This is a genomic window from Embleya sp. NPDC056575, from assembly GCF_042793325.1.
Classification (GTDB): domain Bacteria; phylum Actinomycetota; class Actinomycetes; order Streptomycetales; family Streptomycetaceae; genus Embleya.
Genome location: NZ_JBHTVA010000092.1, coordinates 15,431 through 37,707 on the forward strand (window position 1 = coordinate 15,431; position 22,277 = coordinate 37,707).

19 protein-coding genes and 1 riboswitch are annotated in these 22,277 nt (G+C 73.0%); of the genes, 17 read left to right on the forward strand and 2 right to left on the reverse strand.

The window, feature by feature from the left end; all coding sequences use genetic code 11:
- Positions 1 to 3 precede the first annotated feature (3 nt).
- The 4 genes from fmt (at position 4) to ACFRCG_RS43060 (ending at position 4,046) form a co-directional block, all read left to right on the forward strand.
- Positions 4 to 936 carry a methionyl-tRNA formyltransferase gene (gene fmt, locus ACFRCG_RS43045; RefSeq protein ID WP_380041980.1) on the forward strand — a complete coding sequence of 311 codons (933 nt, stop codon included), beginning with the start codon at positions 4 to 6 and terminating at the stop codon, positions 934 to 936.
- 5 nt (positions 937 to 941) lie between these two features.
- Positions 942 to 2,336 carry an RsmB/NOP family class I SAM-dependent RNA methyltransferase gene (locus ACFRCG_RS43050; RefSeq protein ID WP_126642974.1) on the forward strand — a complete coding sequence of 465 codons (1,395 nt, stop codon included), beginning with the start codon at positions 942 to 944 and terminating at the stop codon, positions 2,334 to 2,336.
- Between the two features lie 172 nt (positions 2,337 to 2,508).
- Positions 2,509 to 3,234 carry a hypothetical protein gene (locus tag ACFRCG_RS43055; protein WP_380041984.1) on the forward strand — a complete coding sequence of 242 codons (726 nt, stop codon included), beginning with the start codon at positions 2,509 to 2,511 and terminating at the stop codon, positions 3,232 to 3,234.
- Between the two features lie 38 nt (positions 3,235 to 3,272).
- Entirely contained in the window at positions 3,273 to 4,046 is a 774-nt protein-coding gene (locus tag ACFRCG_RS43060) for a class I SAM-dependent methyltransferase (protein ID WP_380041987.1), read from the forward strand.
- 164 nt (positions 4,047 to 4,210) lie between these two features.
- On the opposite strand, the gene rpe is transcribed toward ACFRCG_RS43060, so the two are convergent.
- Entirely contained in the window at positions 4,211 to 4,885 is a 675-nt protein-coding gene (gene rpe, locus ACFRCG_RS43065) for a ribulose-phosphate 3-epimerase (protein ID WP_380041990.1), read from the reverse strand.
- Between the two features lie 187 nt (positions 4,886 to 5,072).
- A riboswitch (FMN riboswitch) is annotated at positions 5,073 to 5,217 on the forward strand.
- Between the two features lie 165 nt (positions 5,218 to 5,382).
- Between rpe and ribD the strand changes: the two genes are divergently transcribed.
- The 8 genes from ribD to ACFRCG_RS43105 all read left to right on the forward strand — a co-directional run bounded on the left by ribD (position 5,383) and on the right by ACFRCG_RS43105 (position 11,591).
- Positions 5,383 to 6,459: a bifunctional diaminohydroxyphosphoribosylaminopyrimidine deaminase/5-amino-6-(5-phosphoribosylamino)uracil reductase RibD gene (gene ribD, locus ACFRCG_RS43070; RefSeq protein WP_380042014.1), complete on the forward strand. Its 1,077-nt coding sequence runs from the start codon at positions 5,383 to 5,385 to the stop codon at positions 6,457 to 6,459.
- Positions 6,460 to 6,462: 3 nt separating this feature from the next.
- On the forward strand, positions 6,463 to 7,089 hold the full coding sequence (locus ACFRCG_RS43075; RefSeq protein WP_380041993.1) for a riboflavin synthase: 627 nt from the start codon (positions 6,463 to 6,465) through the stop codon (positions 7,087 to 7,089).
- Positions 7,086 to 7,748 carry a nicotinamide riboside transporter PnuC gene (gene pnuC / locus ACFRCG_RS43080; RefSeq protein WP_380041995.1) on the forward strand — a complete coding sequence of 221 codons (663 nt, stop codon included), beginning with the start codon at positions 7,086 to 7,088 and terminating at the stop codon, positions 7,746 to 7,748. Before ACFRCG_RS43075 ends, pnuC begins: the two co-directional genes overlap by 4 nt.
- A 41-nt stretch (positions 7,749 to 7,789) precedes the next feature.
- Positions 7,790 to 9,100, forward strand: coding sequence for a bifunctional 3,4-dihydroxy-2-butanone-4-phosphate synthase/GTP cyclohydrolase II (locus tag ACFRCG_RS43085; RefSeq protein WP_380042017.1), 1,311 nt, complete (start codon positions 7,790 to 7,792; stop codon positions 9,098 to 9,100).
- Positions 9,101 to 9,292: 192 nt separating this feature from the next.
- A complete protein-coding gene (ribH, locus tag ACFRCG_RS43090) occupies positions 9,293 to 9,784 on the forward strand; it encodes a 6,7-dimethyl-8-ribityllumazine synthase (RefSeq protein ID WP_126642970.1) in 492 nt (163 codons plus the stop codon).
- A gap of 55 nt (positions 9,785 to 9,839) precedes the next feature.
- Complete coding sequence (locus ACFRCG_RS43095) at positions 9,840 to 10,103, forward strand: phosphoribosyl-ATP diphosphatase (RefSeq protein ID WP_371863190.1); 264 nt, start codon at positions 9,840 to 9,842, stop codon at positions 10,101 to 10,103.
- Positions 10,104 to 10,194: 91 nt separating this feature from the next.
- A complete protein-coding gene (gene hisG, locus ACFRCG_RS43100) occupies positions 10,195 to 11,058 on the forward strand; it encodes an ATP phosphoribosyltransferase (RefSeq protein ID WP_078974258.1) in 864 nt (287 codons plus the stop codon).
- Between the two features lie 65 nt (positions 11,059 to 11,123).
- Complete coding sequence (locus tag ACFRCG_RS43105; RefSeq protein ID WP_380041998.1) at positions 11,124 to 11,591, forward strand: PH domain-containing protein; 468 nt, start codon at positions 11,124 to 11,126, stop codon at positions 11,589 to 11,591.
- A 1,415-nt stretch (positions 11,592 to 13,006) separates the two neighbouring features.
- Here ACFRCG_RS43105 and ACFRCG_RS43110 read toward each other — a convergent pair.
- Positions 13,007 to 14,155, reverse strand: a complete 1,149-nt coding sequence (locus ACFRCG_RS43110; protein ID WP_380042000.1) for a PucR family transcriptional regulator — start codon at positions 14,153 to 14,155, stop codon at positions 13,007 to 13,009.
- Positions 14,156 to 14,835: 680 nt separating this feature from the next.
- On the opposite strand from ACFRCG_RS43110, the gene ACFRCG_RS43115 reads away from it, so the two are divergent.
- The 5 genes from ACFRCG_RS43115 to ACFRCG_RS43135 all read left to right on the forward strand — a co-directional run bounded on the left by ACFRCG_RS43115 (position 14,836) and on the right by ACFRCG_RS43135 (position 22,024).
- Positions 14,836 to 16,638, forward strand: coding sequence for an AAA family ATPase (locus ACFRCG_RS43115; RefSeq protein ID WP_380042020.1), 1,803 nt, complete (start codon positions 14,836 to 14,838; stop codon positions 16,636 to 16,638).
- 117 nt (positions 16,639 to 16,755) lie between these two features.
- A complete protein-coding gene (locus ACFRCG_RS43120) occupies positions 16,756 to 18,498 on the forward strand; it encodes a pyruvate dehydrogenase (RefSeq protein ID WP_380042002.1) in 1,743 nt (580 codons plus the stop codon).
- A 198-nt stretch (positions 18,499 to 18,696) separates the two neighbouring features.
- Positions 18,697 to 19,806: a CaiB/BaiF CoA transferase family protein gene (locus ACFRCG_RS43125; RefSeq protein WP_380042005.1), complete on the forward strand. Its 1,110-nt coding sequence runs from the start codon at positions 18,697 to 18,699 to the stop codon at positions 19,804 to 19,806.
- Between the two features lie 202 nt (positions 19,807 to 20,008).
- Complete coding sequence (locus tag ACFRCG_RS43130) at positions 20,009 to 20,857, forward strand: DUF3050 domain-containing protein (RefSeq protein ID WP_380042007.1); 849 nt, start codon at positions 20,009 to 20,011, stop codon at positions 20,855 to 20,857.
- 39 nt (positions 20,858 to 20,896) lie between these two features.
- Complete coding sequence (locus ACFRCG_RS43135; RefSeq protein ID WP_380001330.1) at positions 20,897 to 22,024, forward strand: M24 family metallopeptidase; 1,128 nt, start codon at positions 20,897 to 20,899, stop codon at positions 22,022 to 22,024.
- Positions 22,025 to 22,277: the final 253 nt, after the last annotated feature.

A 22,277-nucleotide genomic window follows, 5' to 3' on the forward strand; every position in this document is an offset into this window, starting at 1 on the left:
CCCATGCGCCTAGTCTTCGCCGGCACCCCCGAGGTCGCCGTCCCCGCACTCGAAGCCCTCCTGGAGTCCCGGCACGAGGTGGTCGCGGTGGTCACCCGCCCCGACGCCCCCGCCGGTCGCGGTCGCAGGCTGGTCGCCAGTCCGGTGGCCGAGCGGGCCGCCGAGGCCGGGATCGAGATCCTGCGCCCGGCCAAGCCGCGCGACCCGGAATTCCTGGCCCGGCTCACCGAGATCGCCCCCGACTGCTGCCCGGTGGTCGCCTACGGCGCGCTGCTGCCCAAGGTCGCGTTGGAGATCCCCGCGCGCGGCTGGGTCAACCTGCACTTCTCGCTGCTGCCCGCCTGGCGCGGCGCGGCGCCGGTGCAGCACGCCGTGCTCGCCGGCGACGACATCACCGGCGCGTGCACCTTCGAGATCGAACAGGGCCTGGACTCCGGCCCGGTCTACGGCATGGTCACCGACGAGATCCGGCCCACCGACACCAGCGGCGACCTGCTCGACCGGCTCTCCCGCTCCGGCGCGCGCCTGCTTGTGGCGACCATGGACGGGATCGCCGACGGCAGCCTCGCCCCGCGCCCGCAGTCCCCCGAGGGGGTGTCCCTCGCGCCCAAGATCGGCGTCGAGGACGCCCGCGTCGACTTCACCGCACCCGCGCTGCGCGTGGACCGCGTGGTGCGCGGCTGTACCCCCGCCCCCGGCGCCTGGACCACCTTCCGCGGCGAGCGGCTGAAGCTCGCCCCGGTCCGGCTGCGCGCCGGGGACAACGCGCTGGCCCCCGGCGAGATCGCGGTGGAGAAGAAGGTGGTCCGCGTGGGTACCGGCAGCCACGCGGTCGAACTCACCCTGGTCCAGCCCCAGGGCAAACGCATGATGGCCGCCACCGACTGGGCCCGGGGCGCACACCCCGAGCCCGGTGAAACCCTCGGCACGAACTGAGCACCGTGACCAACGCCCCCGCCGCACGCCCCTACCGCCGCCCGCGTCCCGACGCCGCGCGCCTGGCCGCCTACGACGTCCTGCACGCGGTCGGCGAACGCGACGCCTACGCCAACCTGGTGCTGCCCGCGCTGCTGCGCGAGCGCCGGATCATCCCCCGCGACGCCGCCTTCGCGACCGAGCTGGTGCACGGCACGCTGCGCCGCCAGGGCACCTACGACCGGATCGTGGCGGCGTGCACCGACCGGCCGATCCAGGAGATCGACCCGCCGGTCCTGGACGTGCTCGCGCTCGGCGTGCACCAGCTGCTGAGCATGCGCACCCCCGTACACGCGGCCGTCTCGGCCACCGTGGAACTGGCCCGCGCGGTACTCGGCGACGGCCGGGCCAAGTTCGTCAACGCGATCCTGCGCCGAGTGTCCAAGCAGGACCTGGACACGTGGTTGCGGCAGATCGCGCCGCCCTACGAGGACGACCCCGAGGGCCACCTCGCGGTCCTGCACTCGCACCCGCGCTGGATCGTGCAGGCGCTGTGGGACGCGCTGGGCGCGCGCGGCAACCCGCACGACCGCGCCGCGATGGAGGCGCTGCTCGCCGCCGACAACCTCGCCCCGGTGATCTCGCTGGTCGCCCGCCCCGGCCGGGTGGAACTCGCCGAGCTGTACGAGGCCGGGGCCACCCCCGGGCGCTGGTCGCCGTACGCCGCCACGCTGCCCGAGGGCGACCCCGCCGCGATCAAGGCGATCCGCGACGGCCGCGCCGCCGTCCAGGACGAGGGCAGCCAGCTCGTCGCCGCCGCGCTGGCGAACGCCGAGGTCGAGGGCGCCGAGAGCCGCTGGCTGGACCTGTGCGCCGGCCCCGGCGGCAAGGCGGGCCTGCTCGCCGCGATCGCCACGGGCCGCGACGTGTCGCTGCTCGCGGTCGAACGCCGCCACCACCGCGCCCGCCTGGTCCGCAACGCGATCGGCCACCTGACCCACCATCAGGTGATCACCGCCGACGGCACCAGGCCGGCCTGGCGACCCGGCAGCTTCGACCGGGTGATCGCCGACGTCCCGTGCAGCGGCCTGGGCGCGCTGCGCCGCCGGCCCGAATCACGCTGGCGCCGCAAGCCCGAGGACATCCCCGAACTGGGCGAACTCCAGCGCGCCTTGCTCCGCACGGCGGTGGCGGCGGCCCGTCCCGGCGGGGTGATCGCCTACGTCACCTGCTCACCGCACCCGGCCGAGACCCGCGTGGTGGTCGACGACATCCTGCGCGCGGACGAGGCCGAGCTGATCGACGCCCGCCCCCTGTTCCCGGGTGTACCGCACCTGGGCAGCGGGCCGGACGTACAACTGTGGCCGCACCTGCACGGCACGGACGCGATGTATCTGGCCCTGCTGCGCCGGAGGGGCTGACCGGTCGGCGATCGCCCGGCCGAATGGGGTGATGCGCGGCTGAATCCGGTTCAAGTGGGGCATAACGGCGGGGGTGGTCGTCACTTCGGGCGCGGCCGCACCGGCCGTCCCTCGGGTTCCCCGCGCACCGCGGCGGTCGCGACAACCCGCCATCGCAGGAGCCGCCGTACCCATGTCCACGCTCGCCCGCAGCACCCCGCGCCCCGGCCCGCTCGTCCGCACGGGGGCGGCGGTGCGCGGCGAATGGACCAGGCTCACCGCGCGGCCCGTGCGCGAACTGCGCGCGCACGGGCCGAAGGCGATTCCGCTCACGGTGTGCGCGGTGCTCCTGAGCCTCGGTTTCTGGCTGGCCTGGCGCACCTCGTGGGGCGGCGACGTGGTGCGGGTGCTGGGCGGGGTGAGCGCGGGCATCCCGCTGCCGCTCGCGCTGCTGCGCACCCCCGTGTCGTTGTTCGTGCCCGCGCCCGACCTGCCGGTGTGGGGTGCGCTGATCCAGGTGCTGATCCTGTTCGGACTGGCCGAACTCGACCTGGGCGCCCGTCGGACCCTGGTGATCGCGTACGTCGCCACGCTGTCCGGCACCCTGGCCGCGCGGGTGATGGTCGGCCTCGGCCCGGACCACCTGCTCGGCATCGACGCGCACCAGGGCGACATCATGGACACCGGCCCCTCGGCCGCGGTGGTCGGCCTGGTGGTGTGCATCGCGATGGTGCGCCGGGCGCCGATCCTGTTCGTGGGTGTGTGGGCGCTGATGATCGCCGAGGTGGTGGTCGAGCCGAACCTGGCCGGCCGCGAACACATCGCCGCGCTCACCGGGGTCACCCTGTGCACCGGCGTGTACCTGATCCGGCGGCGCCGGCGAGACCTTGAAGCGCCCTCTCACCGTAAAGTATCTTGATGTCGAGATAGTTTGCGTCGTGCCCACGGGAGGCCGCCATGCCGATCGACTTCCACAGCCACGCCAACCGCCTCACGTACACCCATCGAACCGCCGGCGCGGACTGGGCGCGGCTGGTCGGCGACCTCGTGGACCCGGTCGGGGCGCGGGTCGTGGACGTCGGGTGCGGCGGCGGGGTGTACACCACCGCGTGGTCGGCTCTGGGGGCGGCGAGCGCGGTCGGGGTGGACTTCTCGGCCGCGATGCTCTCCGGCGCCCGGGAACGGGCGGGTGAGCGGGACGGGTTGTCGTTTCGGGAAGGGGACGCGTACGCCACCGGGCTGCCCGACGGCGGCGCCGACATCGTGTTCGAGCGGGCGCTGATCCACCACCTCGACGACCTCGCCGGGTGCTTCCGCGAGGCCCGGCGGCTGCTCGCGCCCGGCGGCACGCTGATCGTCCAGGACCGCACCCCGGCCGACGTCGCCCGCCCCGGCACGCCCACCCACCTGCGCGGCTGGTTCTTCGAGCGGTTCCCCGCCCTGCTCGCGATCGAGACCGCCCGGCGTCCCACCGGCGCCGTGGTGGAGGCGGCACTGCGCGAGGCCGGCTTCACCGCCGTCCGCACCACCGCGCTCGCCGAGACCCGCCGCACCCACACCGACGCCCGAGAGGTCGGCGCCGACCTGCGCGCCCGCACGGGCCGCTCGATCCTGCACGAACTGACCGACGTCGAACTCGACAGCCTGGCGGCCTACATCGAGTCCAAGCTCGCGTCCCGGGCGCCCATCACCGAAATCGACCACTGGACGATCTGGTCCGCGACCGGCTGAGGTCTCCCGCCCCGGCGAGGATGACGAGAGACCCCAACAGCCCCGCGTCGCTTTCACTCATTGTGACGAAGCTTCACGGGCCGGCGCGGGTGACCCCGAACCATGAAAACCGCGGCGTGCTCACACAGTGCAACGGGTGGGCGGATGGGTACAACAACCCCGCCCTAATGGGCGCAGCGCTCCGCGGCCCCCGTCGCCAGCGCCCGAAGCCGATCCACCGCCGCACCCGGGTCCGCCCCGTCGAAGACCGCCGAGCCCGCCACGAACACGTCCGCCCCGGCCTCCGCGCACATCTCGATCGTCTTGGCGGAGACCCCGCCGTCCACCTGCAGCCACATCTGCAGACCGTGCTTGGCGATCAGCTGCCGGGTCCGCCGGATCTTCGGCAACATCACGTCCAGGAAGCTCTGCCCGCCGAATCCCGGCTCGACCGTCATCACCAGGAGCATGTCCAACTCGGGCAGCAGGTCCTCGTACGGCTCGATCGGCGTGGCCGGCCGCAGCGCCATCGAGGCGCGCGCGCCCTTGGCCCGCAGGTCGCGGGCGAGCTTGATCGGGGCGGTCGCGGCCTCCACGTGGAACGTGACGCTGCCCGCGCCGGCCTCCGCGTAGGCGGGCGCCCAGCGGTCCGGGTCCTCGATCATCAGGTGCATGTCGATGGGGGTGTCGGTGGCCTTCATCAGGCTCTCCACCACGGGCAGGCCGAGGGTGAGGTTCGGTACGAAGTGGTTGTCCATGACGTCCACGTGGAGCCAGTCGGCGTTGCGCACCTGCGCGACCTCGTCGGCGAGGCGGGCGAAGTCGGCGGACAGGATGCTCGGATTGATCTGCACGGTCATGCGCACAGAATCTCATCGAAGCCACCCGCCGCGGGCACCGCCTCGACCAGCGACCTGACGAATCGTCAGATCATCCTCGCCGCAGTCGCGTTCGGATATACGAACGCACCGTGACGGACGGCACAGGTTGCCCACGGTCAACGTTGTCGGCCGCCGTGGCACACTTCCAGGTGTACGAAAGTCACGTACGCGCGCTCCGGGGTCGGTGAAAATCCGAACCGGCGGTTACAGTCCGCGACCCGGTCGACGCCCCGCATCACGTGGAGCGACGGCCGGCTGAACCGGTGGAATTCCGGTACCGACGGTCAAAGTCCGGATGGGAGGTGGCGCGCGGCGAGCGACTGCGGCATGCCCGCGTACCCCCAGGTGCGCCGACATCCCCGCGCGTCGATTCGTCGTGTCGTTGTGCCCGAAAACACCCCGGTTGCCCCGCGTCGAACGCGAGGAGGCACGAGGTGGAGGGCAACACCACCCCGCCGGTCGAGGAGACCTCGGCGATGCGCCGGGCCATCTCGCTGGCGAGCCGTGCGCGCGGTCACACCAGTCCCAATCCGCTGGTCGGCTGTGTCGTGCTCGGCCCCGACGGCACCGTGGTCGGCGAGGGCTTCCACACCCGCGCCGGCGCCCCGCACGCCGAGGTCGAGGCGCTGCGCGCGGCCGGTTCGGCGGCCCGCGGCGGCACCGCCCTGGTCACCCTCGAACCCTGCTCCCACACCGGCCGCACCGGCCCCTGCACACAGGCCCTGATCGACGCCGGCATCCGCCGGGTGCGCTACGCCGTCGCCGACCCCAACCCGGCCGCGGCCGGCGGCGGCGCGGTGCTGCGCGCGGCGGGCATCGACGCCGAGGGCGGCCTGCTCGCCGCCGAGGCCGAGGCGGGCAACCGGGCCTGGCTGACCGCCGTCCGCCTGGGCCGCCCGCACGTGACCTGGAAGTACGCGGCCACGCTCGACGGCCGCAGCGCCGCCGCCGACGGCAGCGCCCGGTGGATCAGCTCCGTCGAATCCCGCGCCGACACCCACGTGCTGCGGGCGAGCGTCGACGCGGTGCTGGCCGGCTCCGGTACGCAGCTCGCCGACGACCCGCACCTGGCCGCGCGCGACGTACCCGGCGCCCGGCAACCGCTGCGGGTGATCGTGGACACCCACGCCCGCACGCGCGCCGACGCCCGGGTGCTCGACGACGCGGCGCCGACCCTGATCGCGGTCGGCCCGGACGCGGCCGCCGCACACCTGCCCGAGGCCGCCGTACTGCGCGTACCGCTCGCGGGCACCGGCCTGGACCTGCCCGCGCTGCTGAAGGAGTTGTACGCCCGCGACGTGCGCGCCGTGCTGCTCGAAGGCGGCCCCACCCTCGCCGGCGCGTTCGCCGCGGCCGGCCTGATCGACACCGTCGTGGGCTATCTCGCCCCCGCCCTGCTCGGCGCCGGACCCACCGCCCTGGGCCCGGCCGGAATCGGCACCATCTCCGAGATGTTGCGACTGGACGTCGACGACGTCACGCGCCTCGGCACCGACATCCGCATCACCGCCCGCCCACGGCCGCACTCCGCAGGCCGTACGAAGGAGTCCTGACGCATGTTCACCGGAATCGTTGAGGAACTCGGCGAGATCGTGGCCATCGAGCGGCTGACCGACTCGGCCCGGATCACCATCCGCGGCCCCGTCGTCACCACCGGTGCCCGACACGGCGACTCGATCGCCGTCAACGGTGTGTGTCTGACCGTCGTGGACGACAAGGTCGACCCCGAGGCGGCCACCTTCACCGCCGACGTGATGCAGGAGACGCTGGACAAGTCCAGCCTCGGCGCGCTGAGCACCGGCTCGCGGGTCAACCTGGAGCGCCCCATGGTGCTCGGCGGCCGGCTCGGCGGACACCTGGTCCAGGGGCACGTCGACGGCACCGGCGAGATCCTGGCCCGCACCCCCGGCGAGGAGTGGGAGATCGTCGAGATCGCCCTCCCGGCGCACCTGGCCCGCTACGTGGTGGACAAGGGCTCGATCACCGTCGACGGAATCAGCCTCACCGTCGTCGAGGCGCACGACACGAGCTTCACCGTCAGCCTGATCCCCACCACGCTGGCGCTCACCACCCTCGGCGTGAAAACCGTCGGCGACCCGGTCAACCTCGAGGTCGACATCATCGCCAAGTACGTCGAGCGGCTGGGCACCCACGGGCCGGGCACAGGGGTGAGGGCATCGTGACCGGCTGGCTCAACGACGCCGCGTTCACCGTCGCGAACAAGCCGGTGCCGTGGTCCGACCTGCTCGGCCAGATCGCGTCGCTGGCCACCGTCTGGCTCGCGCTGCGCCGCAACCTGTGGGCGTGGCCGGTACAGATCGTGGGCGCGGCGCTGCTGATCGCCGCCAACACCTCCGTGCACCTGGGCGGCAGCGCGATGCGCAACGTGGTGATCATCGTCGCCGCCGCGTACGGCTGGTGGCGCTGGGCGCGCGGGCGGCGCGACACCGGTGAGGTGGAGATCCGCTTCGGCACCACCCACGAGCGGATCGCGCTGGTCGCGCTGATGGCGGCGGGCACGGTCGGCTTCGCGCAACTGCTCGAACACACAGGCATCTCGTGGGCGCCCTGGCCGGACGCGTACATCTTCGTCGGCTCGGTCGTGGCGATGCTCGCGCAGGCCCGAGGGCTGTTCGAGTTCTGGCTGGTGTGGATCGCGGTCGACCTCGTCGGCGTACCCCTCGCCTGGCAGCACGGTCTGGTGTTCAGCGGACTGGTCTACGGCGTCTTCCTCGTGATGTGCGTCGCCGGACTCGTCGACTGGTGGAACCGCTCCCGGCGGTACCGGGACAAGGGGGCTGCCCGCGGGGCAGAACGGCACCTGGAAGGGGCAACGGCGTGAAGACCAGCAGCGAAACCACCGAGATCGAGGTGCCGGCGCAGATGGGCGCGCCCACCGAGTCCGCCCTCGACACCATCGACGACGCGATCAAGGCAATCGCCGCCGGCGAGGCGATCGTCGTCGTGGACGACGAGGACCGGGAGAACGAGGGCGACCTGATCTTCGCCGGCGAGTTGGCCACGCAGGCGTTGATGGCCTTCATGATCCGCTACTCCTCGGGCGTGGTCTGCGTGCCGATGCGCGGCGCCGACCTGGACCGGCTCAAGCTGCCCCCGATGACCGCCGTCAACGAGGACCGCAAGGGCACCGCCTACTCGGTCTCGGTCGACGCCAAGGACGGCGTGGACACCGGCATCTCGGCCGCGGACCGCACGCACACCGTGCGGCTGCTGTCCGACCCGGACACGCTGCCCACCCAGCTGACCCGACCCGGCCACATCTTCCCGCTGCGCGCGGTCGAGGGCGGCGTGCTGGTGCGCCCCGGACACACCGAGGCGGCCGTGGACCTCGCCGAGCTGGCCGGTCTGGCGCCGGTCGGGGTGATCTGCGAGGTGGTCAACGACGACGGCACGATGGCCCGGCTGCCGCAGCTGATCCCGTTCGCCCGCGCACACGGCCTCAAGATCGTCAGCATCGCCGACCTGATCGCCTACCGCCGTCGCGCCGAGCGCACGATCGAGCGCGCCGCCGAGACCCGACTGCCCACCGAGCACGGCACGTTCCGGGCGATCGGCTACCGCAGCACGGTCGACGGCGTGGAGCACATCGCGCTTGTCGCCGGCGACATCGGCGACGGCGAGGACGTCCTGGTCCGGGTGCACTCCGAGTGCCTGACGGGCGATGTGTTCGGCTCGCTGCGCTGCGACTGCGGCCCGCAGCTCGACGCCGCGCTGGACCGGGTCACCGCCGAGGGCCGGGGCGTGGTGTTGTACATGCGCGGGCACGAGGGGCGCGGGATCGGGCTGATCCACAAGCTTCAGGCGTACCAACTCCAGGACGCCGGCCACGACACGGTGGACGCCAACCTGGAACTGGGCCTGCCGGCCGACGCCCGCGACTACGGCACCGGCGCGCAGATCCTGGTCGACCTGGGCGTGCGCTCGATGCGGCTGCTCACCAACAACCCCGCCAAGCGGGCGGGCCTGGAGGGTTACGGCCTGGAGATCACCGGCCGGGTCGCCCTGCCGGTGCACGCCACGGCGGACAACCTGCGCTACCTCCAGACCAAGCGCGACCGGATGGGCCACGACCTGCCCTGGCTGGACCCCGGCGACCCGACCGCGGACCTGCCGTCGGTCGCCGAGGTCGCCGAGGTCGTCGACGCGAAGGGGCGCGCGGTCAGCAGCGCGTGACCCCTCGGCTCTCCCGAGCCGCCGACGTCACCCGTACCGGTGACACGGGCGCGGTGCGGTCCCGGCCGCGCCGATAGGTTCGTCTCGTTCGAACCGCTCCATCCTCATCTCGCAACCAGGCTCGCAGTCGTGCACAAACCGGGCAGTACAAGCCGGGCATCGAGCCGTTCCAGCCGAAGGACAACGACAGACATGAGTGGCGCAGGAGCCCCGAAACTGACCGTCGAGGGCTGCCGTGACCTGCGCGTGGGCGTGGTCGCCGCGCAGTGGCACACCGCCGTGATGGACGGCCTCGTGGACGGGGCCGTCAAGGCCCTGAGCGAGCTGGGCATCACCGAACCCACGCTGATCCGCGCCCCCGGCGCGTTCGAATTGCCCGTGCTCGCCAAGGCGCTGGCCGGTCGCGGCTACGACGCGGTGGTCGCGCTCGGCGTGGTCATCCGCGGCGGCACCCCGCACTTCGAGTACGTATGCTCCGCCGCCACCGACGGCCTCACCCGGGTCGCGCTCGACACCGGCGTGCCGATCGGCTTCGGCGTGCTCACGTGCGACACCGAGGAGCAGGCCCTGGACCGGGCCGGCCTGCCGCACTCGCGCGAGGACAAGGGCCGCGAAGCGGTGGAGGCGGCCGTCGCGACCGCGATGGCGTTGCGTACGCTCTCCGAACCGTGGCGTTCGGCCTGACCGGCAGGTCGGCCGGGCCGTTCGGTACGCCACCCACAACCACGCGATGGGCACCATGAAGACGTTTGAACAGCTTTTCGACGAGCTGCGGGCCAAGGCGGAATCGGGCCAGGAGGGCTCGCGCACGGTCGAGCTCGTCACCGCCGGCGTACACACGATCGGCAAGAAGGTCGTGGAGGAGGCCGCCGAGGTGTGGATGGCCGCCGAGCACGAGGGCGCCGACCGCACCGCCGAGGAGATCTCCCAGCTCCTCTACCACCTCCAGGTGATGATGGTCGCCCGCGGCATCTCCCTCCAGGACGTATACGCTCACCTGTGACAGTCGCCGTCCCCGGCCCACCGCCCGGGCCGGGGGCGAAGCCGTACCTCTCAGCCGCACTCGGTTCAGCACCATCCCGAAGGGTCATTCCATGCTGCGCATCGCCGTCCCCAACAAGGGTTCCCTCTCCGAGCCTGCGTCGGCGATGCTGCATGAGGCCGGCTATCGCCAGCGCAAGCACTCCAAGGAACTGGTTCTCACCGACCCCGACAACAACGTCGAGTTCTTCTTCCTGCGCCCGCGCGACATCGCGATCTACGTCGGCTCCGGCCGGCTCGACGCCGGGATCACCGGGCGCGACCTGCTGATGGACTCCGGCGCCGAGGCCGAGGAGATCCTGCAACTGGGCCTGGCCCCGGCCACGTTCCGCTACGCCGCGCCCGCGCCGATCGCTCGCGAGCTGGCCGAGCAGGGCAAGAAGGGGCTGGCCGGACTGCGGGTGGCCTCCTCCTACATCGGCATCGTCCAGCGCGACTTCGCCGAGCACGGCATCGAGGCCGCGGCACTGGTCAAGCTGGACGGCGCGGTGGAGACCGCGATCCAGCTGGGCGTCGCCGACGTGATCGCCGACGTGGTGGAGACCGGCACCACGCTGGCCCAGGCGGGCCTGGAGGTGTTCGGCGAGCCGATCCTGCGCTCCGAGGCGGTACTGATCCGGCGCGCCGGCGCGGAGACCTCGCCGGCGCTGGAGCAGTTGGTGCGCCGGCTCCAGGGTGTCCTGGTCGCGCGCAGCTACGTGATGATGGACTACGACATCCGGGTCGAGCGGGTCGAGGCGGCGGTCACGCTGACCCCGGGCCTGGAGTCGCCGACGGTCAGCCCGCTGCACAACGAGGGCTGGGTCGCGGTGCGGGCGATGGTGCCGCGCAAGAACGCCCAGCAGATCATGGACGACCTCTGGGAGATCGGCGCCCGGGCGATCCTGGTCACCGGGATCCACGCCTGCCGCCTCTGACCCCGTCCGGTCGGCCCGTCACCAGGCGGGCCGACCACCGCCACCCTCCGGAGAACCGTTTCCCAATGAGCGAGCCCACCCCCGTCGACCCCCCGCTCCCGCGTACCTGGTACGCCGGGCGCAGTCGGCTGATCACCGGCGTGCTCGGCGCGATCATCCTGGTCGGGCTGTGCGTGCTGGCGGTGATGTTGCCGGAGAAGGGCGGCTGGGGATTCGGCTCGCGAATGGGCGTCGCGGCAACCGGCGTCCTGGGACTCGGCGCGATGGTGATGCTGGGCCGCCCGAAGGTGGTCGCCGCCGCGGACGGCGTGACGGTGGTCAACCTGCTGCGGACCACACATCTGGAATGGGCCCAGATCGTCCGGGTGTACCTCCGCCAGGGCGACCCGTGGGTCTACATCGACATGTCCAACGGCGACACGCTCCCGGTCATGGGCATCCAAACCTCCAACGGCAAATCCGCCGCCATCACCGCGGCCCGCGAACTCCGAACCCTGGCCGACCACTACGGCACAGCCCCCGAGGCGCGGTAGCGGAACGCGCGTCACGGTGGAGGGCGGCCGTATCGGGGCCACCGGGCCTCCCCGAGCACGTCGTGCGCCTCCAACGTGAGCCGCATCCCGATCGGCCCCGGGACCGACCCGGCCCGAAGCCCGAGCCGCCACCGCCGGCGTGCGGGGCTCTCCGACACTCGAAGCCCCGACGAGACGGGCACGTTGCCCGGCGAAACCCGACCTGCGGCGGCGGCCGGAGCAAGGGGTCGGGTCGAGTCCCCCGGGGCGCGCCCGGAGTGGGTCGGGTGCTTCCGGCGAGCGTGGCGTCTCGGTCGGGTGGCCCGGTGCGGGGCCGGTCAGAGTCGCCGGGTGGGCCGCTGCCGGCGTGCGGGGCTCCGAGACTGCGCCTCCCGACGAGACAGGTGCGCTGCTCACCGGAAAACCGACCAGCAGCGGTGGAGCGGGAGGGTGGTCGGGGTCGAGTGCCCGAGGGGCCTTTCGGAGTGGGTCGGGTGTTTCCGGCGGGCGTTGCATCTCGGCCGGGTGGCCGGGTGCGGGGCCGGTCAGAGTCGCCGGGCCGGCCGCCGCCGGCGTGCGGGGCTCCGAGACTCGAAGCCCCCGACGAGACAGGTGCGTTGCTCACCGAAAACCGGCCGGCAGCGGCGGGCAGGGAGGGCGCTCCGGTCGAGTCCGCCGGCGAGCCTTCCCGAGTGGGTTGGGAGGGCGGGTGTTTTCGGTGCGGTGGGTGTGTGGGTGGCGAAGGTTCACGAACCCGGATCGCGTGGGGTGCTGCTGCCTCAGTGTGAGGGAAAACCACAGGTCAGCTTTGGATGGGAGCCGTTTCGAGGGCTCGGGATCCGGTTTCGAGTCGTACTGGGCACTTTCGGTCGCCGCGCCGGTGTTTAGAGGCCGGAGCGCACGAAACCGGCATTCGGCAACAGACTTTCCGCGCCGGCGCCGCAAAACCGCAGATCACCGAAACGCGAAGCCCCAAGCCACCCATCGCGAACCGGTTTCAGACCCCAACTCCCGCGAACGTCCCCCGATATGCCCCCAACCCACTCGGGAAGGCTCGCCGGCGGACTCGACCGGAGCGCCCTCCCTGCCCGCCGCTGCCGGCCGGTTTTCGCCGAGCAACGCACGCGTCTCATCGGGGCCCCGGTCTCGGAGCCCCGCACGCCGGCGGCGGCTGCCCCGCGACTCGGACCGGTCCCGCGTCGGCCCACGCAGCGCAACCCCCGCCGGAAGCACCCGACCCGATCCGCCCGGACGCCGCCCGCCCCCGCAGCGGAGCGTGCCGCGCCCACCTCGGCCCGCGCCCATCCGTGCCCGCGCCCGAACCCGATCAGCCCGTCCGGCGTTTGAGGACGGCCGGGCCGGAGGCCGGGCCGCCCCCGTGCCGGGCCGGCGCAGTCGACGCGCATCGCGAGCCTGCCCCCGCCCCCTCCGGAGCGTCAGCGACCCTGCATGCGGACGATCTGTAGCGCGATCATCAGGTTCAGGCGCAGATGCGGGTCCTGCGTGAACGGGCCGAGCAGGCGCTCCAGTTTGGTGATCCGATACCGCAGCGTGTTGTAGTGCACATACAGCCGCCGTGCCGTTTCGGCCACGTTCAGGTTCGTGTCGAGCAGCGCCTGCAGTGTGTTGCGCAGGTCGGCTGCCTCCGGGTCGCGGGGGTGGGCCAGTGTGCGCAGGGCCTCGCGGGCGAAGCGGTCGAGTTCACCCGGATCGGGGATCAGGCTGAGCAATCGGAAGACGCCGAGCTGGTCGAAGTCGGCCACCGCGCCGGGGCCGTGGATGCGCCGACCGGCGGCGACCGCGCGGCGGGCCTGCTCGTACGCGACCGGCAGCGCGTCGAGTGACTCCGCCGGTCGGCTCACCCCCGTCGTGAACGAGCGGATCGCCGGGCCGCAATCCGCGTGCACCACGGCCGCGAGTTCGGTCACCAGCCGGGTGGCCTGGCCGTCGGCGGGTGCGCCGAGCAGGGTGACCACCTCGCGCGGATACGCGGCGACCGCCGCCTCCGGGGCGCGTGCGCCGACCGCGCCGGACCAGGCGAGGGCCAGTGCCTCCTGCCCGGCCCGGATCGCCCTCGGGTCGCGGCCGGCCGCGGGCGGGTCGGCCTCGGCCACCACCACCAGGAGCGGCCCGGTGGGCAGTACCGCCCAGCCCGTCAGGTCGGTGCCGCGCCCGGTGAGCAGGTCGCGCATCAGGTCGCTGCGGTGCTTGGCGTCGGCGGCGGCCTGCGCCAGCCGCCCCGCCAGGCCGATCGCGGTGTCCACGAGCGGCCGGCCGCCCGGCCGCACCGCCTGCCCGGGGCCGCCCGCGTCCGGGGGCGCTGCGGGTGCCGGGACCGTGGGCTGCGGGCGCGGGTCCTTGCCCGCCTCCCACGCGATCGAGGCGCCCGCGACCCGGGCGCGCGGGGTCAGGTCGGGCTCGGGGGCGCTCGCGCCGCCCCCGACGACCTTGCGGCGCCGTGGCGGCAGCCGACGCGGCGCCGCTCCGGCCACCGTCGCCCGGCCGGCTCCGCCGCTCTTGTCCCCGGGACGAAACTGCGGTTCGCCCCCGGTTGCCGTTCCGCCCGCGTCCCCGAGGTTGCCCATATACCGACCGTAGCGTTACGAACACGAGCGCGTCAGCACCGCCGAGAGCGTGCGGGCAGTGCACCCCCGGGGTGCGCCCGGCGCACGATCCCCCCGCGAGGGCCGTCTCGGCGACATCGGATTCCGTCCCGGGATTCACCCGCGTGGCGCGCTTGACCGTTGTGTCCGGATCGCCATAGCTTGCGGTATAGCGGCAACACCGGGGACGGCCCCGGGCTCCGCGCCGAGACGAAGCCCCCGATCGTTCCCCCGCGACCGGGGGCTTCCTCGTGTGCGCCGAGCCGACTCGCCTCCGCCCCGGGGGATTTCACCGCCCCCGCCGCACCACCGGCTCGCAGCCGCCGGCCGCGGCTCACCACCTCGAGTCTCATTCGCCCCTCGGCTTGACCGCCCCCGCTCGGTACGATGCCCCGGGGGACGAACGCGTGGCGAAACGGACACCATCCGTGACCGATGCGTGCGTGACGGACAGCGGAACGGGAGAGGCTTTAAGGGGCGTCGCCGATCGAGCGGAATGGGCGCACCGGGATTCATCGGCAGCGGGCCGACATCCTCTCGAAGTCCCCTCGGGGACACGGGCACGCGGAGAGGACCGGCCGGGGGAAGGGGGGTCCACCGTGGGACAGACCGAACGTGGCGCACGCACCGGCAGTCCGGCCGAACTGGCCTGGTTGCGCGGCATGGACGCCTACGTCGCCGGCGAATACGGCCAGGCGGAGGTGCAGTTCCGGGCCGCCGTCGAGGCCGACCCGGGGATGGCCGACGCCTGGCTGGGGCTGCACGCGCTCAAGGTCGAGGTGGCCACCGCGGTGGTCGCCATGCACACCCATCGCGAGCGCTTCGGGGAGCAGCGCGCGAAGTACGGCCGGCCGCTCAACTCCTGGTACTGGCTGGGCTGGTGGGTCCAGCTCGTCCTGGAGACCCCGCGCGACCTCGCGCTCGCGCACGCCTCGCACTGGTTGGACGGCCGGCACCTGCCCGAGCTGGACGCCGCGCTCGCCCTGTGCCCGCCCGCCGAACAGGACGCCGCCACCCGCTTCCTGCTCGCCTGTCGGGCCTATCTGGGCAAGGACTGGCAGCAGTTGCTCCGGCACACCGCGGGCCTGGACGACGACGCGCTGCTCGGCGTGGAGGCGGGCCTGTTCGCCGGCATGGCCCGGGTCCGCCTGGGGCTGTACGCCAAGGCCGAACAGGTGCTCGCCACCGCCCTGGTGCGCTGCCGCTCGGAGCACCCGCAGCGCAAGGAGCTGCGCTACTGGCTCGCCCGCGCGTACGAGGAGACCGGCCGCACCCCGGCCGCGCTGCCCCTGTACCGCGCGGTGCACCAGGCCGACCCGTCGTTCATGGACACCGCCGCGAGGTTGTCCTCGCTGGCGGCCGGCGAGCCGCTGGACGAGTACGGCGGGATGACCGCGCGCCTGGCCGGCCCCGTGGTCGGTCGCGGCCCGCTGCCCGACGTGCTCCCGCCCATACCCGCGACCGCGCCCCCGCCCGCCGGGCCGCCGCCGGTGGTGGAGACCGAGCGCGAGCCGGAGCCCGTCCCGGACGGCGAGGCCGACCCGCAGGCCGACGTCGACGTCGACGCGCGGGCGGCCGACCGGGCGGCGCCGATGCGCCCCGCCGCCGCCCCCGAGGAACTCGCCCTCGTGCTCGCCGAATTGGAGTCGATGGTCGGCCTGGAGCCGGTCAAACGCCAGGTCCGGGCGTTGTCCGCGCAGATGCGGATGGCCCGGCTGCGCGAGGCGCAGGGCCTGCCCGCGCAGGCGCCCAAGCGGCACTTCGTCTTCTCCGGGCCCTCCGGCACCGGCAAGACCACCGTGGCCCGCCTCCTCGGCCGGGTCTTCGCGGCGCTCGGCCTGCTGGAGAGCGATCGCCTGGTCGAGGCGCAGCGCTCCGACCTGGTCGGCGAGTATCTGGGCCAGACCGCGGTCAAGACCAGCGAGTTGATCGACTCGGCGCTGGGCGGCGTGCTGTTCGTGGACGAGGCGTACGGCCTCACCAACGTGGGCTACTCCAAGGGCGACGCGTACGGCGACGAGGCGCTCCAGGTGTTGCTCAAGCGGGCCGAGGACGACCGCGACCGACTGGTGATCATCCTGGCCGGCTACCCCGAGGGCATGGACCGGCTGCTCACCTCGAACCCCGGCCTGACGTCGCGCTTCACCACCCGGGTCGAGTTCCCCTCCTACGGCGCGGAGGACCTGGCCCGAATCGCCGAGGTGATGGCGGCCGGCGGCGGCGACACCTGGGACGAGGACGCGGCGGCCGAGCTGCGCAGCATCACCGGGCACGTCCGCGAGCAGGGCTGGATCGACGAGCTGGGCAACGCCCGATTCGTCCGGACCCTGTACGAGAAGTGCTGCATGTATCGGGACGTGCGCCTGGTCGAGTTGCCGGAGGGTCCGGATCTGGCCGAGCTGACCACACTGCGCCTGTCCGACCTGTTCCAGGCGTACGGGGATCTGGCCGACGGCCGGGGATAGCCCGACGCGGCACGGGTACGCGTATCCGGTCACCACTCGCACCGAGGCGGGCGGATGCGGCCCGACCCGGCCCGCTCCCGTCCGACCCGGTCGTAGCCGGACGGAAGGGTTTCCCCCGTGGCCAAGCAGAGCGTCGCCGAGCAATTCGTGGACATCCTCGCCCAGGCCGGGGTGCGCCGGTTGTACGGCGTGGTGGGCGACAGCCTCAACCCGATCGTGGACGCGGTGCGCCGCAACGCCGCGATCGACTGGGTGCACGTACGGCACGAGGAGGTGGCCGCGTTCGCCGCGGGCGCGGAGGCGCAGTTGACCGGTCGGTTGACCGCGTGCGCGGGCAGTTGCGGCCCGGGCAACCTGCACCTGATCAACGGCCTGTTCGACGCGCACCGCTCACACGCGCCGGTGCTGGCGCTCGCGTCGCACATCCCGGGCGCCGAGATCGGCACGGCCTTCTTCCAGGAGACGCACCCCGACCGGCTGTTCGTCGAGTGCAGCCACTACAGCGAGATGATCGGCACGCCCGAGCAGATGCCCCGGGTGCTCCAGTCGGCGATCCAGCACGCGGTGGGCCTGGGCGGGGTGTCCGTCGTCACCCTCCCGGGTGACGTGGCCGCGCGGCCGGCGCCGGAGCGGGGCTATCCGGTGACGCTGCCCACCTCGCTGCCGTCGGTGCGCCCCGGCGACGCGGATCTGGCCGCGTTGACCCGGATGGTGGACGAGGCCCGGCGGGTCACCCTGTTCTGCGGCGCGGGCACGGCGGGCGCGCACGCGGAGGTGATGGCGTTCGCCGAGCGGATCAACGCTCCGGTGGGGCACGCGCTGCGCGGCAAGGAGCACATCCAGTACGACAATCCGTTCGACGTGGGCATGTCGGGGCTGCTCGGCTACGGCGCGGCGTACGAGGCGATGCACGAGGCGGACCTGCTCATCCTGCTCGGCACCGACTTCCCGTACAACGCCTTCCTGCCGCAGGACGTGGCCACCGTGCAGGTGGACGTACGGCCCGCACACCTGGGCCGGCGCACGAAGCTGGACCTGGCGGTGTGGGGCGACGTGCGCGAGACGCTGCGCGCGCTGACCCCGATGGTGCGGGCCAAGACCGATCGCCGATTCCTGGACCGCATGTTGAACAAGCACGCCGACGCCCTCGAAGGGGTGGTCAAGGCGTACACCCGCAAGGTGGAGAAGCATGTGCCCATCCACCCGGAGTACGTCGCCTCGATCCTGGACGAGGAGGCCGACGACGACGCGATCTTCACCGTCGACACCGGCATGTGCAACGTGTGGGCGGCCCGCTACCTGACCCCGAACGGGCGGCGCCGGGTGATCGGTTCGTTCTCGCACGGCTCGATGGCCAACGCGTTGCCCCAGGCGATCGGTGCGCAGTTCCCGTACCCGGACCGGCAGATCGTGTCGATGTCCGGCGACGGCGGATTCTCCATGCTGATGGGCGACCTGCTCACCCTGGTGCAGGCCGAACTGCCGGTGAAGATCGTGCTGTTCGACAACTCGTCGCTGGGGATGGTCGAACTGGAGATGATGGTCGCCGGCCTCACCCCGTTCGGCACCACCAACAAGAACCCGGACTTCGCCGCGATCGCCCGCGCGGCCGGTGCCTTCGGTGTGCGGGTGGAGAAGCCGAACAAGGTCCGCGGCGCGCTCCGCGAGGCGTTCGCCCACAAGGGCCCGGCCCTGGTCGACATCGTCACCGACCCGAAGGCGCTGTCCATCCCGCCGAAGATCACCGCCGACCAGATCCAGGGCTTCGCCCTGAGCGCCGGCCGCACCGTTTTGAGCGGCGGCGTGGGGCAGATGATCCAACTGGCCCGGACCAACCTCCGCAACATCCCGAGGCCGTGAGACCGAGGCCGTGAGACCGAACCCGAGCCCGAGCCCGACCGACCCGGACGACACCCCGGAGCGGCGGCTCGGGCAAGGGCGGGCCGTCGCGGGACGGTTCGGGTTCGATCTCGGTGTGGCCGACCCCGGGACAGATCATGATCGGTCTGCTTGACTGTGCCGCGTAATTCTTGGTGGGGGCTGGGGCTGGGAGTCGGCATGGGTGCGTTGGATGGCGTCAAGGTGGTCGAGTTGGCCGGGATCGGGCCCGGGCCGTTCGTCGGGATGATGTTGGCGGACGCCGGCGCCGGGGTCATCCGGGTCGACCGGCCCGACGGCGTCTCGATGCCCTCGATGGCGGTCGGGCGCGGCCGGCTCGGCACGATCGGGGCCGATCTCAAGGACCCCACCGCGCGCGAGGCCGTACTGCGGCTCATCGCCGGCGCCGACGTGCTCGTCGAGGGCTTCCGGCCCGGCGTGGCCGAACGGCTCGGCCTCGGACCGGACATCTGCCTCGCGGCCAACCCCGGCCTCGTCTACGCCCGGATGACCGGCTGGGGCCAGGACGGCCCGCTGGCGCCGCGTGCCGGACACGACATCAACTACATCTCGATCTCCGGGGTGCTGCACTCCTTCGCCCGCGCCGGGGAGCGCCCGGTGCCGCCGCTGAACCTGGTCGGCGACTACGGCGGCGGCGCGATGTTCTGCGCGTTCGGCATCCTCGCCGCGCTGATCTCCGCCCGAACCACCGGACGCGGCCAGGTCGTCGACGCCGCGATGACCGACGGCTCGGCGACGCTGAGCACCTTCATCCACGGCATGCGCGGCATGGGCGGCTGGGCCGGCGAGCCCGGCGCCAACCTGCTCGACACCGGCGCGCCGTTCTACGACGTGTACACCACCTCCGACGGCCGCTACCTCGCCGTCGGCGCGATCGAATCGCAGTTCTACGCCCTGTTCTTGGCCGGCCTCGGCCTCGCCGACGAGGACCTGCCCGAACAGTCGGACCGCGCCGGCTGGCCGCTCCTGCGCAAGCGTTTCGCCGAGGTGATCGCCGGCCGCACCCGGGACGAGTGGACCGCGATCTTCGAGCCCGTCGACGCCTGCGTAACGCCCGTGCTGACCTGGGACGAGGCGGTCGAACACCCGCACAACCGGGCCCGATCCACCTTCGTCCGCCCCGACGGCACCCTCCAGCCCGCCGCCGCGCCCCGGCTCTCCGAGACCCCCTCGGTCGCCCGGGACGCGTCCGGCCGCGTCGACGCGGCGCTCCTGGAGGGCTGGGGGCTGACCCCCGAGCAGGCCGCCGCGCTCGCGCCGAAGGACTGACCCCGGCAGGCGATTCGGCCGTCACCCGAACGGACGTACCCGGCGCCGGCATCGGCCTCGGCGCCGGGCCCCGGCAGCCGATCGCGCCCGTCCGGCAACGCGCGCCCGCGCAACCGCACATCGTGGCACGCGCATCCCAGGCGTGTCCGGCATTCCGGCACAAATGTTTCACCGAGTGGTGAAATCTCTACGATCGGTCGTCATGGACACCACCGCGCTCACCGACACCACCCTCCCGCGCGCCCGCGCGAACACCCTCCCGGCCGACCACGTCGCGCGGCTGCTCGGCGAAACCGCCCCCGTACGGCAACGGGTGCTTCGGCACACGGTCTACCGCGACCTCACCGACCTCGCCGCGATCCGGGTGTTCATGGAGCATCACGTCTTCGCCGTCTGGGACTTCATGTCCCTGCTCAAGAGCCTGCAGCGGCGGCTCACCTGCGTCGAGGTGCCGTGGGTGCCACGCGGCGACGCGGAGATCCGGCGGATGGTCAACGAGATCGTGCTCGGCGAGGAGAGCGACACCACCTCCCTCGGCCCGCTCAGCCACTTCGAGCTCTACCTCGCCGCGATGGACGGCGCCGGCGCCGACACCCGCCCGGCCCGCCGCTTCCTCGGCCTGATCGCCGACGGCGTCCCCGTCCCCGAGGCGGTCGGCGCGTGCGGCGCACCCGCCGGCGCCGCCGCGTTCGTGTGCCGCACCTGGCAGGTCGTCGCCCACGCCCCGCTGCACTGCGTCGCCGCGTCCTTCGCGCTCGGCCGCGAGGAGCTGATCCCGCGCATGTTCGATCACCTCACCACGCTCGACGACATGAACGACGGCCGGCTCGCGGTGTTCCGCGAATACCTCGCCCGGCACATCGAGGTGGACGGCGACGACCACGGCCCGATGGCGCTGCGCCTGCTCGCCCAACTGTGCGCCGCCGGCCCCGACCCGGCCCGCGCCTGGCGCGAGAGCGCGGGTACCGTCACGGTGTCGTTGCGGGCCCGCGCCGATCTGTGGGACGCGGTGCGCGACGCGGTCGCGGCGGGACGCGCCACCGCGCACTGAACCCGCGTCGGGGCTGCCGGACGCCCGGTGATATGTCATATGTTTGGGCGCGTGACCCACGACCCGAACCTTTACCCCACCGACCGCCTCGGCCGCGCTCAAAAGGCAGCCGCCGACGCGGGACTCGACGCCCTGCTCGTCTCGCCCGGCGCCGACCTGCGCTACCTCACCGGCTACGAGGCGCTTCCGCTGGAACGCCTCACGTGCCTGGTGGTGCCCGTCGCCGCCGAGCCCTTCCTCGTCGTGCCGGGCCTGGAACGACCCGCCGCCCTCGCGTCACCCGCGGGCGCGCTCGGGATCGACGTGCTCGGCTGGGCCGAGACGGACGACCCGTACGCGCTGATCGCGCAGCGACTGCCCGCGCAGGTCGCCCGGGTCGGCCTGGACAACCACATGTGGGCGGAGAAGGTACTCGCCTTCCGCACCGCGCTGCCCACCGCCGAACAGAGCCTGGCGGGCGATGTGTTGCGCGAATTGCGGATGCGCAAGTCGGCCGCCGAGGTCGAGGCGCTGCGCCGGGCCGGCGCGGCGATCGACCGGGTGCACGCGCGGGTGGGCGAGTGGCTGCGGGCCGGACGTACCGAGCGCGAGGTGGGCGCGGACATCGCCGACGCGATCATCGCCGAGGGGCACATTCGGGTGGACTTCGTGATCGTCGGCTCCGGCCCCAACGCCGCGAGCCCGCACCACGAGTTGTCCGACCGGGTGATCGAGACCGGCGACGTGGTCGTGGTCGACATCGGCGGCACCACCGAGGACGGCTACTGCTCGGACGAGACCCGGACGTACGCCGTCGGCGAGCCGCCGGCCGAGTTCCGCGCGTACTACGACGTCCTGGAGCGCGCCCAGGCCGCCCAGCTCGCGGCCGTACGGCCGGGGTTGACCTGCGAGGAACTGGACGCGGTGGGCCGCGACATCATCACCGAGGCCGGCTACGGCGAGTACTTCATCCACCGCACGGGCCACGGCATCGGCCTGGAGAGCCACGAGCACCCGTACATCGTCCAGGGCAACAAGCTGCCCCTGGAGCCGGGCATGGCCTTCTCGATCGAGCCCGGCATCTACATCCCCGACACGCACGGGGCGCGGATCGAGGACATCGTGATCTGCGGGGAGAACGGCGGCGACCCGATGAACGTGCGGCCGCACGGCCTGACGGTGCTTTAGGCTCCGCCTGGGCTTCGGGGCTTCGGGGCTTCGGGGGCGCTTGTGCTCCGGGTTCTTCCGACGGGCTTTCGAAGCCGTTCAGACCTTTCCGAGGCGGGCCGGTCGACTCGGCCCACCGTCCCCGGACTCCGGCCGCTCGGGCACGGCGGCCCGGAGTCCGGGGGCCGACGCCCCGGGCGGGTCGGCCGGGCCAACAACCCGGGCCCGAGCGTGATGGGGGCCCGGCGAGCAAGGCCCACCCGCACACCGCGCG

Bases quoted from the DNA above. Each gene is read 5' to 3' on its own strand.
- ACFRCG_RS43135 (WP_380001330.1), top strand. From the start codon at position 20,897: ATGTTTGGGCGCGTGACCCACGACCCGAACCTTTACCCCACCGACCGC.
- ACFRCG_RS43095 (WP_371863190.1), top strand. From the start codon at position 9,840: ATGAAGACGTTTGAACAGCTTTTCGACGAGCTGCGGGCCAAGGCGGAA.
- ACFRCG_RS43055 (WP_380041984.1), top strand. From the start codon at position 2,509: ATGTCCACGCTCGCCCGCAGCACCCCGCGCCCCGGCCCGCTCGTCCGC.
- ACFRCG_RS43075 (WP_380041993.1), top strand. From the start codon at position 6,463: ATGTTCACCGGAATCGTTGAGGAACTCGGCGAGATCGTGGCCATCGAG.
- ACFRCG_RS43085 (WP_380042017.1), top strand. From the start codon at position 7,790: ATGGGCGCGCCCACCGAGTCCGCCCTCGACACCATCGACGACGCGATC.
- ACFRCG_RS43115 (WP_380042020.1), top strand. From the start codon at position 14,836: ATGGACGCCTACGTCGCCGGCGAATACGGCCAGGCGGAGGTGCAGTTC.
- ribH (WP_126642970.1), top strand. From the start codon at position 9,293: ATGAGTGGCGCAGGAGCCCCGAAACTGACCGTCGAGGGCTGCCGTGAC.
- hisG (WP_078974258.1), top strand. From the start codon at position 10,195: ATGCTGCGCATCGCCGTCCCCAACAAGGGTTCCCTCTCCGAGCCTGCG.
- ACFRCG_RS43110 (WP_380042000.1), bottom strand. From the start codon at position 14,155: ATGGGCAACCTCGGGGACGCGGGCGGAACGGCAACCGGGGGCGAACCG.
- ACFRCG_RS43130 (WP_380042007.1), top strand. From the start codon at position 20,009: ATGGACACCACCGCGCTCACCGACACCACCCTCCCGCGCGCCCGCGCG.
- fmt (WP_380041980.1), top strand. From the start codon at position 4: ATGCGCCTAGTCTTCGCCGGCACCCCCGAGGTCGCCGTCCCCGCACTC.
- ribD (WP_380042014.1), top strand. From the start codon at position 5,383: ATGCGCCGGGCCATCTCGCTGGCGAGCCGTGCGCGCGGTCACACCAGT.
- ACFRCG_RS43060 (WP_380041987.1), top strand. From the start codon at position 3,273: ATGCCGATCGACTTCCACAGCCACGCCAACCGCCTCACGTACACCCAT.
- ACFRCG_RS43125 (WP_380042005.1), top strand. From the start codon at position 18,697: ATGGGTGCGTTGGATGGCGTCAAGGTGGTCGAGTTGGCCGGGATCGGG.
- rpe (WP_380041990.1), bottom strand. From the start codon at position 4,885: ATGACCGTGCAGATCAATCCGAGCATCCTGTCCGCCGACTTCGCCCGC.
- ACFRCG_RS43105 (WP_380041998.1), top strand. From the start codon at position 11,124: ATGAGCGAGCCCACCCCCGTCGACCCCCCGCTCCCGCGTACCTGGTAC.